Origin of the sequence: Ureibacillus chungkukjangi, assembly GCF_003217295.1 — a bacterium.
Lineage (GTDB): Bacteria > Bacillota > Bacilli > Bacillales_A > Planococcaceae > Ureibacillus > Ureibacillus chungkukjangi.
Genome location: NZ_QJTJ01000002.1, coordinates 157,926 through 173,955 on the forward strand (window position 1 = coordinate 157,926; position 16,030 = coordinate 173,955).

Sequence of the window (16,030 nt, forward strand, 5' to 3'; positions counted from 1 at the left end):
AACTGTATATTTGATGACGTTGAACTAATGAATTAATGACGCTCTCAAACCTGTTATTTCGTTTTCCAAATAAGCCTTTAAACAAGTTAATGTATATACCCAACCTTCTTTTTGTCCTAACATTTTGTTCACTACTTCTGGGTCACTTTCTTTAAGTCCCGTTTCTTTTACTTCAATCACTGTAGTTTCCGGATTTACCTCATTTAATGTTATGGTCACAATTGTCCCTTCTCCTGCTTCTTCCCCCCATGAGAAAGTGATTTTCTTGTTCTCTTCTATTTCCAATATATTAATGACGCCTTCTGCTTCGTATTCAACATAGCATAATGTAATTGCCTTGCCTTCTTCCCATCTTTCCGAGCTCGATGAAAACCAGTAATTTCCGATTTTCATCGGATCAACGATAGCCTCAAAAACCTCGCCAGCAGATTTACGTATTTCAAGTTTCGTTGTTATTTGAGTATCCACGAATCAATCATCTCTCTTTTTAATTGTATTTTTTCCGTACCTTTTATATTTCAATTACAAAGTCCATATTCCTTCAAAATCGACTCAAAAGAAAATATGAGTTCAGTGTTTTTGAAGCTTCAGCTTGGGTAAGCTAAATTGAAAGGAGTGAACAGAAGATGCCAAGAAAACTGATTAACGCTATTAAAGAGCAATCCCTCCCTTTGAACGACCAAAGCTTGGACAACATCATTGAGACAATAGGAAATGCCCGTATTGTAATGATTGGTGAAGCATCCCATGGGACATCTGAGTTTTACACAACTCGAGCCGAGCTTTCTAAAAAGCTGATTGAGCAAAAAGGTTTCCATGTCATAGCAGTTGAAGGAGATTGGCCTTCAGTACAAACAGTGAACCAATATGTAAAAGGCTTTGGTGATGAAGGCGCCTCGGCTAAAGAAGTCCTTATAAAATCTTTTAATCGTTGGCCAACCTGGATGTGGGCAAATGAAGAGGTCGAAGAGTTTACAGAATGGCTTAAGGAGAAAAATAAAGCATTAGAGAATAAGGTAGGCTTTTACGGAATTGACCTCTACAGCCTCTATGAATCTATTGATGAAGTACTGAAATTTTTATCGAAAAATCCTGAGTACAAAGTTGATTTGGAGCACGCTAAAAAAGCCTTCACCTGCTTCGAGCCCTATAACAGAATGCCTGAGCACTATGCCCTTTCCACCGCGCATTTTACAGGTGAATGTATTAGCGAGGTTTCCAGTTTACTTAAATCCTTACGAAACAATGAAGAAAAGTATTCCGAAGAGCACGAAGAGGATTTAAATGTAATCATGAATGCGCTTGTAGCCAAAAATGCAGAAGCCTATTATCGTGCAATGATGCAGGATGCAAAATCGTGGAATACTCGTGATTCTCACATGGTCGAGGCGATTAATGAACTAATTAAGTATCATGGTGAAGACGCCAAGATTATCATTTGGGAGCATAACACCCACATTGGGGATGCTTCTGAAACAGATATGAAGGACGATGGCTTAATCAATGTTGGCCAACTTATGAGAGAGCAATATGGCAAGGACAACACATTTGCCATTGGATTCGGAACTTATCAAGGAAAAGTTATTGCTGCTGACAGCTGGGGCGATCCTTTAGAAGCTATTGATGTACCGCCTTCGAAACTCAGTACGTGGGAAGGACAGCTCCATGCAGCTGGTGCAGAAGATAAGGTACTGCTTTTTAATGATGAAAATCGCGACATCTTCAACGATTGGATTGGTCACCGTGCAATTGGCGTCGTTTATAACCCTGAATTTGAAGCCTATGGAAATTATGTCCCTTCCCGGGTAGGTAGCCGTTACGATGCTTTCATTTATATTGAAGAATCAAATGCGTTAAAACCATTGAAGGAGTGAGCCGTGCGATTTTTCGTACGGTTTGTTTATTGGCATTTTTTTCACTCTTTCAATTTTGCTTCAGTTTTAGTTAGAAATTTTTCCAACGCTTCACCACTATCAATATCCATACGTTCAGCCAAAACTATCAACCACCACATGCATTCACCGATTTTATGCTCAAGATTAGTTTCACTGCCGCCACTAATTGGCCAACGCTTTTGTTGTGACATTGTAAGACGACCTACTAATCCAGCATCTGTTAAGAATGCCAAAGCATCCTCTTCTACTGTCCATTCACTTTCATGATACTGTCTTTCTAAACGATGGTAGGCTTTTCTTAATTGTATGGAGCGTTCAGCTATGTCGCTAAAATTCATATTAATTTTACCTCACTTGTATTAAAATTTTTTCTTCTTCTCTCGACAAACAAGGAACGTATGTTCTCATTTCAATTATAACCTTTATTAAACTAAAGTACAAGGAATATATTACCTTAAAGCTACTACCTTTACTGTACACCCACTAAGGAGAAAAAAATCCGTGCATATATTAGATTTCCCCTATCTTGATGAAGGATTATGGATATATTATAGAAAATAACCATATGGAGGTACGAAATGGAATTTTTAATCTATATCTCATTATTTATTTCAGCCGTTTCATTTATGCTGGGAATCGCCAAATTATCATGGTGCTACCTGCTTGTTAGCACCATTACATGCATCCCATTGTCTTACTATTTTCTCGGAACAAACAATGCTTGGAAATATGTAGGCTTTATTCCGTGGTTCGTACTATTTTTATTAGCCGTAGCATTTGCGATTATTAAAAGGAAAAACGTTGATGTGAAAAATTTAGGTGAGTTTCTCAGACGTATTTGAAGAGATGAACTTTGTTCTGTCCCCCCTATTCGTCAATTGAATCTGAGAACTCTAGAAAATAGCTGCGTATTTCTTCTGGCAGCTCTTCAACAGCAAGAACCTTAAGTTTTGATTTTCCAGGACTTGTCAAAATGAGATAGGTTCTGTCTTCAAACTCAAACAGCGTAAATTGGTTCACACTTTTAGCTACTGTTTCAGGCTTACTTATGTAATCGAAATCCTCTTTTTTAAAATTCCTCTCATATCCCGTTAAACTTAGCTTTTGAGCCTCTTCAAAATCCTTTGCAAAGGAAATAGACTGGTATAGCTCAAGTGAATTCTTGGGTTTGAAGAAGAGTATGAAATAGCTTGATGCAGCTATTGCTACGATTGCGATTATACAAAATGAGAGAATTTCTTTTAAGGTTAATTTCTTTTTCACATACTCTCTCCGTTCCTAAATAAATTTTAATTAGTAGATTTTTCCATCAAAATGAAGGACACCGGATGGCCAAAGAAGCCCCCTTGGTTTTCTTTGATTCTCTTAAACCCTTCTTTTTCATAAAACGAAATATTAGGATTACCTTCATATACTGTTAAGGCGACAGTTGTAGCGTTCGGAAAATTGGAAATTGCCGATTGTAATAGTTTCTTCCCTATCCCTCTTCCTTGGTAATTCGGGTGAATATATAGAGATTCTACAAATAGCTTGTTATCGGATTTCACATATAGAAAAGCATAACCCATCACCACTCCATTTTCTTCTGCTACCAAATTTAAAGAGGATTTAAAGCGACTAGCCATCTCTTTACTAGAGTAAGCCTCTGCTAAAACTTTATCCTGAATTTCTTCAGGAATAAAGCTACTATAAGTCGCCCTCCAAGCATCTCTCGCAATCAACCTAACCGTTTCAATATCCACAGACTTCATATCTCTAATTATCATAAAATGCCCTCCAGTGTACGATGTTTTATAGTGCCGATTATTTCAAATTATGAAATCTCATAGTGTTTTTATAATCATTACTGACTCTCATGTAGGTATGAAAACTAATAAGAAGAGAAATTTCCGTTAATGTTAAAATTGAGCATTTTAACGGCAAAATAAGCGAAAATATTCCGGTTAACTCCTCTAAATTCGGCAAAATCCAAAGAATTAACCACAATAAGCGAAAAAACTTCCTTTATTTTCAATAAAATCTGGGTATTTTTCAATATAAGCGAAATTTTTCCCTTTATCTTCTTCACATAAAGCAAATGAGCTTCGCCTTCATATACTAGCTTGAAGTTTGTTGTTCCAGTTAACTAACTTTCCCTTTACTCTACTAACATCTATATTTTTTTAACCTTTAAAAGTACTTGTTCAATCCAGCATTCCACTTTTGACTTTCGTTGCTCGTAGCTTAGTTGATAATCTAGAGTTAAATACTGTAGTTCGGATGGTAAGCGATGTATATGTGGACGGATATACTGGTTTGCTTCTGCTTCCTCATCTAGAAAAAGATCATTTTTTCATTGTTTAAAGTTATTAGGGTACGTACAGAGTATTCAACTTTATCAATGACCACCTCTAAATGACCCCTTGCGTTAAGTGACAACGGCTAAAAATGCCTTTATTTAAATTGAAAAGAGAGGACTCAAAAGTACTTAATTGCTCCTCGTTAATTATGTAATGATGAAAATAGATGTCTTCGCTTTTTCGATTCATTTCCATATTCATATCGTAAACATCCATTTGGAACAAAATATTTCCTTCTTCATTCTTATTTTCAGGGATATCGCCCCACTCTACCTCAAATTTACTTAATCTATCTTTTACTAAATAATGAATATTAGAATAATCAAGATTACAGCCGTAAATGGCAAGTAAGATTCCTTTCAAGGCTACGCTACCCTCCAAAGTGAAAGTGTTCATTGTATGAAGTATTTTCGACAAAAAGAGCGATAATCCTTTTTCTGGGATTATCGCTTAGTCATAGTTCATGGAGTTAGCAATTTTAAGGTAATCTCCAGCCTCGAAGGTTTGTTCCTCTTCCTCGCCACCTTCTAAATGAATGGAGTAAATCAGGTTATTATCCTGCAATAAAAATTGTTCTGAACCTGGTTTGTAAAGAGCTTTTAAGCCATTACTTAATGTGTAAATTTGATCGTTCGCAGCTTGAAAATCTTCTAACGCTGTAGCGTTTTGCTCTACCGCTATTTGTAGTGAAGCCTCGGTTTCTGTATTTCTATAATTTAATTCAAGACGTCCATTATCTATATTCCCATCAACCTGCTGTACCACAAAATGATGTTCTGTGACGGTAAGAATGTTGGTTTTACTCTGACTTTCAAATTCATTAACAAGATTCACCTCGTTTATGAATGGATTTGAACCATCGTAAACCACACGAATGTCCGTGATTTTCTCATCTTCTACTGTTAGCTCCCAAATAAAAGCAATTCGTCCACTTCTTCTGGAAATTCTTTCGTCCTCGAAATAACTGATGACCACACTTACATCTTCATCTGGCGAGGGATAGCCAGTTACTCTGTTAATCGGTGTGTTCTCCCTGACTTCTGGAATCGTTACGTTTTCAGCAAGATAGGTTCTTGCTTGTTCTTGATTATTCTCTATAAAATAATCAATGACAAATTCACTTGCATTTGTTACAACGGTTGATACTGCCTTAGCCGGCTGAAAGTGTATGATAACAAGGGTTAAAGCCAAAAATACAGTCACTATTTTCTTCATTTTTCATCACCAATATTAGATTGTCCTTGATATGTTATTTTATCCTTTGATGAATATCGGAAAGTATATTTTATAAATCGAGTATAAGTACTGACAATCCATCCATACTATTAGAGATTTCACTTCTAATCCAGTGACTTAGGAGGGTTAACCCGATGAGTGCGATTGATCGTTTTCTCTAGGAAGAACCATCTAACTGAATAGCTAAGCAGTAAAATGCGAAAGCGAGGCAGCGTGTCGTGGATACAATAATGTAGTGCAATCAGACCCGGAATTTATTCCAGGTTTTTCTTTTTTTCAAAATTTCATGTATGAGATTTAAAAAACCATCCATACTATTAGAGATTTCACTTTAACTCCAATGAATTGGGAGGGTTAACCCGATGAGTGCGAATGATCGTTTTCTCTAAGGCAATCTAACTAAATCGTGGAACATGTGTAATCAGACCCGGAATTTTTTCCGGGTTTTTATTTTTTCAAATTTCATGTATGAGATTTAAAAAACCATCCATACTATTAGAGATTTCACTTTAACTCCAATGAATTGGGAGGGTTAACCCGATGAGTGCGAATGATCGTTTTCTCTAAGGCAATCTAACTAAATCGTGGAACATGTGTAATCAGACCCGGAATTTTTTCCGGGTTTTTATTTTTTCAAATTTCATGTATGAGATTTAAAAAACCATCCATACTATTAGAGATTTCACTTCTAATCCAATGATCTGGGAGGGTTAACCCGATGAGTGCGAATGATCGTTTTCTCTAAGGCAATCTAACTAAATCGTGGAATACGTGTAATCAGACCCGGAATTTTTTCCGGGTTTTTATTTTTTTCAAATTTCATGTATGAGATTTAAAAAACCATCCATACTATTAGAGATTTCACTTTTAATCCAATGATCTGGGAGGGTTAACCCGATGAGTGCGAATGATCGTTTTCTCTAGGTAAAACCATCTAACTGAATATGCTTGAGCGATATTATCTTAGGTCAAACTTAAGGTTAAAAAGCGAAAGCGAGGCAGTGTGTCGTGGATACAAATATGTAGTGTAAATCAGACCCGGAATTTATTCCGGGTTTTAATTTTGCTTAAATATCAATAGGCGGATCTTGTAAAATAAGTCACCACCACCATTAAATAAAAGAAAAAGTTCCCCCAAATTAAACAGACCAAAAACCTATAATCTACAAAAAAGACGTTTATTAATACTGTGAAAAAAATAGCTAAGGCGATTGCGTAAAATAGTTTCCCATGTTTGCAAAATAAACTTTGTATGACTGCAAAAACAATCGTTAAAAGAATTGGAAAGTAAAAACTCATCGGCTCACCTCTGCTTCTATCGAAAATGCTGATTTCCATGAAAAACCTTTAAAATAAAATCCTTAGCAGGTACATTTAACTGCTCGTAGGCAAGTAAAAATTCTTTATTGTCATATGGCACCTCTATAAATGAAACATCAATTTGCCCTGAATTCCCCACCTTCAATGTTGCATAGGGAGCTAATGGAGAATGATTACAGCCTAAAGAACCCGGATTGATATAAAGTCTCTTCTTCGATTTAAAATGATGCACGATGTGATGGTGACCAAAACATACGACATCTATATTTGAATCTCCATAAAGAGTATCTAATTCTAAAGCAGTAGGTCGTTCATCAATCGGTAGAAATTTCTCTTCAACGTTCAAATGATAATGTACAAAGAGAAAGTTTTTACCGTTTATGGTTTCGTATCTTGTCATCGGAATACTGGCTAAGGCTGGTAGAAATTCCCGCTCAATTCTCGAAGCAATCCAATCGTGATGCTCGATTTTGTTCTGAAAACCTGTGGACTTATGCCCCGCAAGAATATTTAATATATCCTCATCATGATTTCCCTTTACAAAAGAAATGTCTTTTCTCGAAAACAGCATCTCAAGCACTTCGTTTGTTTCATGGCCAATCGCTATTAAATCCCCAAGGCAATAAATATGTTTTATGTCAGTATCCTGATCAATATGATCTAAAACAGCCTTAAGAGCTGAACTATTCCCATGAATATCTGTAATAATTGCAATTTTGTCCCGCATTGTTTTCACATCCAAATTGCTTATTAAAAGAAATGATTTTTGAAGCTTTTTAACTCGGATAAAACTCCATCGCTTCCTTAGAATGAACGTACCCATTCTTTTGGTAATATGTGATTGCCTCATCACTCGGCCAGACGATGACAAACTCATAGCTATTTTCTTTAATCCAATCGTTTATGGAGCTAAGTAATTTACTTCCAACGCCCATATTTCTATATTCCGGTATTGTATAGACATTCGTCATATATGCAAATGGTTGAGTAACTCTACCGGGGCGAGGCACCTTTTGTATTAATTCTATGTATATATGGGAGACAATTTTCTCTGCTTCTTCTACAACCCAAACAAACCATTGACCACTAGTTAAAGCCTTTTCAAAAAATGATTTACATTCTCTTTCAAAATGAACAAAGGACGCATTTTTTTTACTTTCATCGTGTTCAATCGTAAAATCCCAGCGCATTCTAATTAATTGATCGACGTCTTTTGCTTCAGCTAACCTAATAATCAAAGTTAATTCCTCCCTGGTTTAGAATCTTAAAAGCCTATATTATTATAAGTTCAACAAAAAAAGGGCAAATCCTTGTTGGAAATGCCCTTTTATATACAATAAATCCCAATATTTCGTTCAATAGTTAACTATTTGTAAAAAGCTATGCTGCTATTACATTTGAATCAGCTTATTATCCGCAATGTGAAATTGTCCATCTGCGACATTGGCAATGAACTGCTTATCATGTGAGATAAATAGAATCGTTCCTTTATAGGCTTTGATAAAGGCTTCTAATGCTTGTATAGCCTGGATATCCAAGAAATTAGTCGGTTCATCCAATAACAATATATTATATTCCCCTAAAAAAAGCTGGCAAAGTTGAAGACGAATCGCTTCTCCCCCACTTAACGTTTTGACTCTTTTTTGGAGGTCTGTTCCACCAAATCTCATGGAATGCAGTACACTCCGCAGAAATCCTTCGTCGTATGAAGATCGATTTTTTAAAAATTGCAGAACCGTCTCATCGCTGCTGAATTGATAGCTCATTTGCTGGAAGACCCCTATTTTTGCTTTAGGAGATATGGTGATGCCTTGTTCTTGATTCACAATATAATGAAAAAGAGTACTTTTCCCACTACCGTTGTTTCCTGTTATGGCGATTTTTTTACCAAGCGGAATTTGGAAGCTTATGTCCTCTAATAAAGTTTTGTCCTCTACACCAATCGTTACACGGTCCGCCATTATCGGAAACCTGTTGTGCAATTCGAGGGTACTCGATTGATGGAATACAATTGGTCGCTCCTCTTGAATTGCATCCACTACATGAAGCTTTTCTATACGCTGCTCGATTGCTTTTGCCGAACGCTGTATCGCTTTTTGACTCGTGCTTTTCGATTTGGTTTCGAACATTCGATTTGCTTTGGCTTTCGATTCCTTTGACATAGCCGTAGCTTTTGCGATTTTGTCTGCTGCCTTCATTTTTTCTGCAGCAGCTTTTTCAAGACGACTCTTTTCTTTTAGGTATTGTTCATGAGCTAGCATTTGTTGCTCCTGCTCGCGCTGTTTCTGAGAGATATATTCACTGTAGTTTCCAGCATAGACATTAACCTTGCCATCTTGAATTTCCCAAATTGTCGAAACCAGCTCATCTAGAACAGCTCGGTCATGGCTTATTAAAACAAGCGCTCCATAATAATAGCGCAACTCATCTAGGAGATATGAAATTCCCTCCTGATCTAGGTGTGTCGTGGGTTCGTCTATTAAGAGACACTCATAATAATGAGAAAACAGCTGAGCAAGCTTTAGTCTCGTTTGCTCTCCTCCACTTAAGGAATCCTGCTGTTTCGGCACGTGTAATTTCCCCAGTAACTTAGGGTCCGCTTCTTTAGTTTCTGGGGGTTCCACTTGCTCAAAATAACCAAAGTCTACATGCCGATTCACCTTGCCCAGTGAAGGCTGAATCTCACCTGCCAGAAGCTTTAATAACGTACTTTTCCCAGCACCATTTTTCCCTACAATACCGATGCGATCAAATTGATGTACAGCCAAACGGTCAATCTTTAATATCTCTTTATCTAAATAATTCAACTCTATATTTTCTAATTCAAAACAAATTTGTTCCATTTTCGCTACCTCCGAAATTGTAAAATTCCGTATCGATAGCTAGAATCTAGAATCGATACGAGCTTCTAAATCAAGCTCGTATTAAAAGAATAATAACCACATATGGTGTCCTCCTAGTTTTCTATGTGATAAAGCTCTATATGCGACTAAATTTGATGGGCTGAGAGACATTTTTTTGAAATTTGAAGTTTTTTGTCCTTCATTCACCCTATGAAAGATATTTTTTTGAAATCTGAAGTTTTTTTGTCCTTCATCAACATACTATTAATCATCAATATATAAGACCCAAAAACAAAAAATCACAGACTGTGCGCCTGTGATTTAGAGTAAAAAGGAGTATCCCTTCTTTTAACTTAAATTGAAAACAATAAAGAAAGACAGAATAACCTACCTTTCTCCCCATAAAAAAATACCTGAAGATTATTAAAAAAGGACAGACTAACTCCATTTACTCTGCTAGACAAACAGAGCCTTTGACCATATTCAATTACTGGTTCAAAGCTAGAAAACGTAGTCTCATAGAATGCGTCATTTTTTAATAATCCTCCTTAAAGTGTAATACAGTATCATTATATATTTTGAATTGTAACAAAGTCAAATACCCTATTTAGATAAGTAATCTCTAAACTTTAGTTAACATGTTCTTTTGCGATAGAGATTTTCTCTACCTCACAGCGCAATTTATAAAAATATTGAACTATCTCATGGTCCCCTAAAATGGATTCTCTAATATTACGTAAAGTCCGCTTTCCCACTCGGCGATCTAGTAAACAGAGAATTTTAGTTAGACTATCTGGGGATTTTAAAGATTCTTCAATTGATGAATTGAAGTAGTTCTCTAAAGCCGTAAAGAAATCGTATTGAGCATAGACTCCTTCTTTTTTCAATTGTTGATGCGCTTGATCTTGTATATCCCTATTAAATTCAACATTGTCAAAATCGAAATTATTCAAATCTCTCCTTATCTCGTTTTCTCTGTAATACTCTTCTCTTTCAGCTGTAATTGTACACATATTTACCTTTTCAAGTTTATCGACTGTAATAACCGCTCTTCCTAACTGATCGTGAGCTCTACGATAATTAATGACCTGAAAATCAACTCTTGAACGCAAAGGTTCACAAATAAAACTCTTTAGCTGTTTCTTCGCTTTACTCCATTTTGGCTGAAATAACACTAAACTACTTCCTCCTTTGGATTTCACCCCTTGTGATGCAGGTCACTTTTAGGTTTCGGGGCTCCTGTTTTGCCTTTCTTTCTGATGATGCATACACTTTTACGATTTTGGCTCGCGTTTATGCCGTTCATCCCGGTTGTGAATGCCACTTTTAGAGTGCTGCTGCCTCGGGTTTGGCGTTCACCACACTTATGAATGCCACTTTCAAAGTGCTACCTTTCATTTTTGGTGTTCACCACACTTATGAATGCCACTTTCAAAGTGCTACCTTTCATTTTTGGTGTTCATCACACTTATGAATGCCACTTTCAAAGTGCTGCCTCTCGTTTTTGGCGTTCATCCCACTTATGAATGCCACTTTCAGGTTGCTGCCTTTCGGGTTTGGCTTTCATCACACTTATGAATGCCACTTTCAGGTTGCTGCCTCTCATTTTTGGCTTTCATCACACTTATGAATGCCACTTTTAGAGTGCTGCCTTTCATTTTTGGCTTTCATCACACTTATGAACGCCACTTTCAGAGTGCTGCCTTTCGTTTTTGGCGTTCATCACACTTATGAATGCCACTTTCAATGTGCTGCCTCTCGTTTTTGGCTTTCATCACACTTATGAATGCCACTTTCAAAGTGTTGCCTCTCGATTTTGGCTTTCATCACACTTATGAATGCCACTTTCAGGTTGCTGCCTCATATTTTGGGCTTTCACTCTGATTATGAACTGTCTACATCACTTCTCACTACTCACCAAAAACATCGAGGCATCTTGGTTCATAAAGATGTGGCTACCATGGTGGAAGGTATTGATTTCAATTGATTTAAATCCAACTTCAGATAAAGTTTTTTTTAGCTCTGCATGTGAAAAACCATTGTGTACTTTTGGATGATTAATTTTCTCGTTTTTATCAAAATCAACGATAATCAGCTTGCCGCCATCATTTAAAATCCCATATAATTCCTGCAGTATATTTTTTGTATCTGGAATATGGAGTAGCACGAGTGACATGAATACAATGTCTGCTTTTAGTTCAGGAGTGGCTTGAGTAAAATCTGAATAAAGCACTTTTGCATTGCTAATTCCTTTATGAGAAATTTTAGCTTCTGCAACCTCCAGCATTTTCTTTGAGGAATCCACCAACAAAACTGTATCGACTAAGTCTGTAAGCTCTAGACTGACTAGACCTGTACCACTTCCATAGTCTATTAAAGCTTTGGATTTACTGTTCTGTAATTCTCCTCTTACTTCATTAACTATAACTTTCGCTAATTCAATTCTGTCTTTTGTATCATATCTGTTGGCCATTTCTTCAAAAACGTTACTTTCCATATTCTACTCCCCCTGAAATTAAAGCTTCTTGGTGGTCATTATAGCAAAAATCTAATCTTGAGGCTTCGTTCATAGCTCAAAAAGCACCGAGCAGGTAAAACTACGCTCGATGCTTAATAATTATTCTTGTTATTCACACTTCAAAATACAAATGCTTATGAAGGCTACAGCCTGGGTTAAAGGAGCTCTCGCAGGATGGACAGGTTGAATGGCAGCTTAGATATTCATTGATGGTTAGTTCATGTCCACAGGAACCGCATAATATGGCCTTTTGATGAAAATGCTCTTTTGGCCACACCTGTGGGTTACTGCAGCCTTCCTCTTCGTGACAGGAAAAGCAAGGATAATAGGTGTCACAGCAATAGAATTTGATGGCGATTCGATCAACCTCTGAATGATAATGTCCACAGCGTGTTTCGTTGTCCACATTATTCCCCTTCACTTGATGTCCATGTATCAGCATTTAACTCACCCCTAGGTAGTAACTCTTACTTTTTGAACCTTTGTACAATTGGCTTAAGTCGATAGCCAAAGATTCCGGCGAAAATAGCCAAGATGATGTCCTTTGGCAGTGGTACAACCATCCATGCCCACGCCATTTGATAGGTAAAGCCTTCTGGTGCAGCAAACCAAAACTTATAGGCTGCGTACATCCAATTAGTTCCGATAACATAATTGATAACCGTTCCTACCAATGCTGCTATGATAAAACCCTTTACTGATGGGAATTTGCGAACGATTTCCCCTACAATGTAAGCCACGAAAAAATATGAAACTATAAATCCGAAAGTTGGTGATATAAGTGAATCAATTCCTCCTGAAAACTGTGCGAAAACAGGTAGCCCGGCTAGTCCAATAAATGCATAAAATAGCATCGCAATTAAACCTGTACGACTGCCTAATATCATTCCTGCTAGGATTGCGAAAAACGTTTGTAGTGTGATGGGAACCCCACCGATAACTAAGAAGGAAGAAATGTTGGCACCAATCATCATTAAAACTGAAAACATTGCAATTTGAACCATTTGTAGCGTACGTGAATAATTCGTTGTTTTTTCAACTGTAGTAGTCATCATATACCTCCTAAAAATCCAATATTAGGAATAGTATATTTAAATACCCAATATGAGTCAACCTATTTTTTATTTAGGTTAACGTAAATAAAAATAGAATTATTGAAGTCCTTCCAATTTCAAGATAGCTTCAGCTTTTCTTTTATTCTTTCAATAATATGCGTAACGCTAGTATTTTCAGTGTCTATAAATTCTCCAAAGGCAGCTTCTTTATAGGCTTCCAAGCATTTTTCAGTTTGCTGGAAACACCAATTCCCTTCTTCCTCGCCCCGTTCTCTTAGCCGCTCGTAAATTGTTTCTTTACTTGCTGTCAAACAAAAATGGAAGGTTTGTTCATCAATTTGCTTGAAGCCTTCTAGAATATATTGCAGGTACTCTGATTTTCGAATAGTCATGGGTACGATAAGGTTCATTTTATATTTAGCCACAATACTTTCTGCTACTCTAACAGTTAACTCTCTCCATAGGTGTAAATCCTGAAAATCTCCCGTATCCGCTTCACTCTTTTTTATCTCCTCTGGTATCACATTTCTTAACATAAAACCAATCTCTTCGGGATCATAGATCATGCTGTTTTCGAGCTCCCTTTGAAGCTCACCTGCAACCGTCGTTTTCCCTACACCAAAGGCTCCATTAATCATTACAATCATCTTGCTCCCCCTCTTATCGGGATTTTCCTGACTATATTACGCTATCAATCTCTTAGCTAATTCACTGATTTCTTTATCCTTTGTCTTGCTGGCGATATTTTGGATGATTTCGATGAGCTCTGGATTTTGCCAGTGCTTTTTATCTTGCGCTTCTAATGTATTTAAGGCAAAGTATTGACAATTCGGTTCACCTGAACGCAAGCATTTTCCAACGAAATGAAGGCCCGTTCCTTCAAACTCTTTTAATGCCTCTAATAAAGAAATAATCTTATATTGTTCCATATCAGATAAATTTTCAAATGAGCCAAGGTGTTCCATAGAGTTTACTAAAGCTTCTATTACCTTTTGCTCCTTTGTTGCAACAAGGGCTATATGATATTCTAAATTATCCGGCTCGCTTTTAAGCTTCTCAAATAATAGCTTTGTGATGTTTAATTTAAAATAGAGTGCAATGGCTAATGCCTTTGTATTGTTCTGATTTTCTGATTGGAGAATTTCCATTGCTTGTTGTACCCAGATTGGTTTTTTTGCAATTTCTTCAATCGTCTCATTTACCGCATTCCGTTCGTGAGGCTTCCAATTCTCTGCAAATCGCTCCTCCCAAGTCTCCAGGCTTTCGTTCATATAATCTGCAATACGTGTTAGAATATAAAATTCCTCGAGATTTCTACAATGCAATTTTGAATGATATATATAACGCATAAGCACCTGTCCCGCGTATTCATATTCATCAATGGCTTGATGAGGCACATCTCCCAGTAACCCTAAAATTATTTCTCCTGCACCGAGATATAGCTCTTTTGAGATTTCCGGCTCATGTAGCACAATATCAAGCTTGCCTTTTACAGCACATGCAAGAGACGAATAACCGTTCATTACATCATTAATCGTGCCTTCCGTTAATAACCAATGCTGAATCTCTTCTGTACTAGCTTCTAAAAAGTCAATCGCTTCGATTTTCCCCCATCCATTTACAGACTTGGCTATTTGGTAGATTGTTTCATTGGCATTTCTTGTTCCATTTTTCAGCGCAAATAGAGCAACACCTGTAAATTCTTCGTGTAAGGCAAACATTTGCAGGCGTTCTTTTATATTTTCACAATTTGTGCAGCCGAGAATAATTAATGCAAATTTTACTACCTCTCGGTGAGCTGCATGCTCCAATAACCAGATTGCCTCCTGCTGTACCTTCTGCTCGTCTTTTTCCTCTTGGGCAAAAAGCTCAATTAGCTCCTGGAAATAGCTGATTACTTTCTCATCCTTAATCTTCTCATAGGTTGCTTTACGTGTTTGATTTGTTGGGTTTTCAACTTGCTCCATAAATAATTTAAGGAGCCTTTTCGTATAAAATGGAGTTACACCCTCAGAAACTAGCTGATCTGATAAGCCAGGTGCTAGCTTTGGATGGTTTTCATCTACTAAAAAGGCATCGTCTGGTAAGGCAGTATTTATAATCTTTTGATGCTCTACTATTTGCTGTTCAAGATACGGGACAATATATTCTTTATTTGCCCATGGTAAGAACTCCAGCTTCATGGCTTCCTTTAATATAACTTGGCCATTTACTTTCACCGTAATATTTAAACGGACAAATCCACCTATCTTCACAAATACTTTATGACGCTTGCCGTCCCTTGATTGAAATGTCCCTGACAAGTTTGTAAAAGGAATTATGTGAGACCAAATAGACTGCCTGATGTTACTTGCAATAATATGTCCATCAACTAGTAAACTTTCTTCCATCATTTTATTGTGAATCTCTATTTTATGCCCCTTAAAATCGATTGCCCAGTACTTGTCGACCTCTTTTGCCGCATCATTTTTAGCATTACGCATCTCTCGTTTAAACTCTTCTTTAAATCCCATTTAGTATCTCCTTTTCTTCTATCTACTATATTACTCTCTTTATTAATTCTTAGACTTCGTTATTATGTAAATATTTAGTAAAATAGGCGCCTAAAATCAACAGCACTATTGTAATTGACCAACTTAAGACGCCCAAGAAATCAAGCCAGTATGCAAGTAGATTGGTGATTGAAACTAGATATAAACAAATAGATGATAAAAGGGGTTTGATTCCCTTAACACCTGTTTTTTTCCTCTTTTGAAGCATCATTATTACAGAATAAGCAAGAGCAATTACCAGCAGTATTGATAAAATAATAGGTAGCATTTTA

At 36.8% G+C, this 16,030-nt stretch carries 20 protein-coding genes; 3 read left to right on the forward strand and 17 right to left on the reverse strand.

The annotated features are described in order from the left end of the window. Positions 1 to 24: 24 nt before the first annotated feature. The gene (locus tag BJ095_RS02585; RefSeq protein ID WP_107931796.1) at positions 25 to 468 is read right to left on the reverse strand and encodes an SRPBCC domain-containing protein; all 444 of its coding nucleotides are present in this window, start codon (positions 466 to 468) and stop codon (positions 25 to 27) included. Positions 469 to 626: 158 nt separating this feature from the next. On the opposite strand from BJ095_RS02585, the gene BJ095_RS02590 reads away from it, so the two are divergent. Next, complete coding sequence (locus tag BJ095_RS02590; protein WP_107931794.1) at positions 627 to 1,874, forward strand: erythromycin esterase family protein; 1,248 nt, start codon at positions 627 to 629, stop codon at positions 1,872 to 1,874. 41 nt (positions 1,875 to 1,915) lie between these two features. Here the strand turns inward: BJ095_RS02590 and BJ095_RS02595 are convergent, their stop codons facing one another. Then, positions 1,916 to 2,233 carry a nucleoside triphosphate pyrophosphohydrolase family protein gene (locus BJ095_RS02595; RefSeq protein ID WP_107931792.1) on the reverse strand — a complete coding sequence of 106 codons (318 nt, stop codon included), beginning with the start codon at positions 2,231 to 2,233 and terminating at the stop codon, positions 1,916 to 1,918. A 240-nt stretch (positions 2,234 to 2,473) separates the two neighbouring features. Here BJ095_RS02595 and BJ095_RS02600 point away from each other — a divergent pair, with 240 nt between their 5' ends. Further along, positions 2,474 to 2,737: a hypothetical protein gene (locus BJ095_RS02600; protein WP_107931790.1), complete on the forward strand. Its 264-nt coding sequence runs from the start codon at positions 2,474 to 2,476 to the stop codon at positions 2,735 to 2,737. Positions 2,738 to 2,762: 25 nt separating this feature from the next. On the opposite strand, the gene BJ095_RS02605 is transcribed toward BJ095_RS02600, so the two are convergent. Beyond that, positions 2,763 to 3,158, reverse strand: coding sequence for a hypothetical protein (locus BJ095_RS02605; protein WP_107931788.1), 396 nt, complete (start codon positions 3,156 to 3,158; stop codon positions 2,763 to 2,765). Positions 3,159 to 3,184: 26 nt separating this feature from the next. Continuing rightward, positions 3,185 to 3,661 carry a GNAT family N-acetyltransferase gene (locus tag BJ095_RS02610; protein ID WP_107931786.1) on the reverse strand — a complete coding sequence of 159 codons (477 nt, stop codon included), beginning with the start codon at positions 3,659 to 3,661 and terminating at the stop codon, positions 3,185 to 3,187. 436 nt (positions 3,662 to 4,097) lie between these two features. Between BJ095_RS02610 and BJ095_RS18920 the strand changes: the two genes are divergently transcribed. After that, positions 4,098 to 4,238 carry a hypothetical protein gene (locus BJ095_RS18920; protein WP_181417937.1) on the forward strand — a complete coding sequence of 47 codons (141 nt, stop codon included), beginning with the start codon at positions 4,098 to 4,100 and terminating at the stop codon, positions 4,236 to 4,238. Between the two features lie 47 nt (positions 4,239 to 4,285). Here BJ095_RS18920 and BJ095_RS02620 read toward each other — a convergent pair whose 3' ends face one another. From BJ095_RS02620 to BJ095_RS02680, 13 genes are all read right to left on the reverse strand, one after another. After that, positions 4,286 to 4,597, reverse strand: coding sequence for a hypothetical protein (locus BJ095_RS02620; protein WP_107931782.1), 312 nt, complete (start codon positions 4,595 to 4,597; stop codon positions 4,286 to 4,288). Positions 4,598 to 4,684: 87 nt separating this feature from the next. Further along, the gene (locus BJ095_RS02625; RefSeq protein WP_107931780.1) at positions 4,685 to 5,449 is read right to left on the reverse strand and encodes a hypothetical protein; all 765 of its coding nucleotides are present in this window, start codon (positions 5,447 to 5,449) and stop codon (positions 4,685 to 4,687) included. Between the two features lie 1,336 nt (positions 5,450 to 6,785). After that, entirely contained in the window at positions 6,786 to 7,517 is a 732-nt protein-coding gene (locus tag BJ095_RS02630) for a metallophosphoesterase family protein (RefSeq protein ID WP_107931778.1), read from the reverse strand. 49 nt (positions 7,518 to 7,566) lie between these two features. Further along, the gene (locus BJ095_RS02635) at positions 7,567 to 8,028 is read right to left on the reverse strand and encodes a GNAT family N-acetyltransferase (protein ID WP_107931776.1); all 462 of its coding nucleotides are present in this window, start codon (positions 8,026 to 8,028) and stop codon (positions 7,567 to 7,569) included. Between the two features lie 153 nt (positions 8,029 to 8,181). Beyond that, positions 8,182 to 9,633: an Msr family ABC-F type ribosomal protection protein gene (locus tag BJ095_RS02640; protein WP_107931774.1), complete on the reverse strand. Its 1,452-nt coding sequence runs from the start codon at positions 9,631 to 9,633 to the stop codon at positions 8,182 to 8,184. A 487-nt stretch (positions 9,634 to 10,120) separates the two neighbouring features. Next, positions 10,121 to 10,165 (reverse strand): erythromycin resistance leader peptide, encoded by a 45-nt coding sequence (locus BJ095_RS19480; RefSeq protein ID WP_107931997.1) that lies wholly within the window; start codon positions 10,163 to 10,165, stop codon positions 10,121 to 10,123. A gap of 97 nt (positions 10,166 to 10,262) precedes the next feature. Then, a complete protein-coding gene (locus tag BJ095_RS02650; protein ID WP_107931773.1) occupies positions 10,263 to 10,808 on the reverse strand; it encodes an SF0329 family protein in 546 nt (181 codons plus the stop codon). 725 nt (positions 10,809 to 11,533) lie between these two features. Continuing rightward, positions 11,534 to 12,130, reverse strand: coding sequence for a class I SAM-dependent methyltransferase (locus BJ095_RS02655; RefSeq protein WP_107931771.1), 597 nt, complete (start codon positions 12,128 to 12,130; stop codon positions 11,534 to 11,536). A 133-nt stretch (positions 12,131 to 12,263) separates the two neighbouring features. Then, the gene (locus tag BJ095_RS02660; RefSeq protein WP_107931769.1) at positions 12,264 to 12,593 is read right to left on the reverse strand and encodes a CHY zinc finger protein; all 330 of its coding nucleotides are present in this window, start codon (positions 12,591 to 12,593) and stop codon (positions 12,264 to 12,266) included. A gap of 25 nt (positions 12,594 to 12,618) precedes the next feature. Further along, complete coding sequence (locus tag BJ095_RS02665) at positions 12,619 to 13,203, reverse strand: biotin transporter BioY (RefSeq protein WP_408056957.1); 585 nt, start codon at positions 13,201 to 13,203, stop codon at positions 12,619 to 12,621. A gap of 119 nt (positions 13,204 to 13,322) precedes the next feature. Continuing rightward, positions 13,323 to 13,853, reverse strand: coding sequence for an AAA family ATPase (locus tag BJ095_RS02670; RefSeq protein ID WP_107931765.1), 531 nt, complete (start codon positions 13,851 to 13,853; stop codon positions 13,323 to 13,325). Positions 13,854 to 13,889: 36 nt separating this feature from the next. Beyond that, positions 13,890 to 15,719 (reverse strand): hypothetical protein, encoded by a 1,830-nt coding sequence (locus BJ095_RS02675; RefSeq protein WP_107931763.1) that lies wholly within the window; start codon positions 15,717 to 15,719, stop codon positions 13,890 to 13,892. A 49-nt stretch (positions 15,720 to 15,768) separates the two neighbouring features. Further along, a complete protein-coding gene (locus BJ095_RS02680; protein ID WP_107931761.1) occupies positions 15,769 to 16,026 on the reverse strand; it encodes a hypothetical protein in 258 nt (85 codons plus the stop codon). Positions 16,027 to 16,030: the final 4 nt, after the last annotated feature.

Bases quoted from the DNA above. Each gene is read 5' to 3' on its own strand.
- BJ095_RS02590 (WP_107931794.1), top strand. From the start codon at position 627: ATGCCAAGAAAACTGATTAACGCTATTAAAGAGCAATCCCTCCCTTTG.
- BJ095_RS02595 (WP_107931792.1), bottom strand. From the start codon at position 2,233: ATGAATTTTAGCGACATAGCTGAACGCTCCATACAATTAAGAAAAGCC.
- BJ095_RS02600 (WP_107931790.1), top strand. From the start codon at position 2,474: ATGGAATTTTTAATCTATATCTCATTATTTATTTCAGCCGTTTCATTT.
- BJ095_RS02610 (WP_107931786.1), bottom strand. From the start codon at position 3,661: ATGATAATTAGAGATATGAAGTCTGTGGATATTGAAACGGTTAGGTTG.
- BJ095_RS02625 (WP_107931780.1), bottom strand. From the start codon at position 5,449: ATGAAGAAAATAGTGACTGTATTTTTGGCTTTAACCCTTGTTATCATA.
- BJ095_RS02630 (WP_107931778.1), bottom strand. From the start codon at position 7,517: ATGCGGGACAAAATTGCAATTATTACAGATATTCATGGGAATAGTTCA.
- BJ095_RS02640 (WP_107931774.1), bottom strand. From the start codon at position 9,633: ATGGAACAAATTTGTTTTGAATTAGAAAATATAGAGTTGAATTATTTA.
- BJ095_RS02655 (WP_107931771.1), bottom strand. From the start codon at position 12,130: ATGGAAAGTAACGTTTTTGAAGAAATGGCCAACAGATATGATACAAAA.
- BJ095_RS02660 (WP_107931769.1), bottom strand. From the start codon at position 12,593: ATGCTGATACATGGACATCAAGTGAAGGGGAATAATGTGGACAACGAA.
- BJ095_RS02665 (WP_408056957.1), bottom strand. From the start codon at position 13,203: ATGACTACTACAGTTGAAAAAACAACGAATTATTCACGTACGCTACAA.
- BJ095_RS02670 (WP_107931765.1), bottom strand. From the start codon at position 13,853: ATGATTGTAATGATTAATGGAGCCTTTGGTGTAGGGAAAACGACGGTT.
- BJ095_RS02675 (WP_107931763.1), bottom strand. From the start codon at position 15,719: ATGGGATTTAAAGAAGAGTTTAAACGAGAGATGCGTAATGCTAAAAAT.
- BJ095_RS02680 (WP_107931761.1), bottom strand. From the start codon at position 16,026: ATGCTACCTATTATTTTATCAATACTGCTGGTAATTGCTCTTGCTTAT.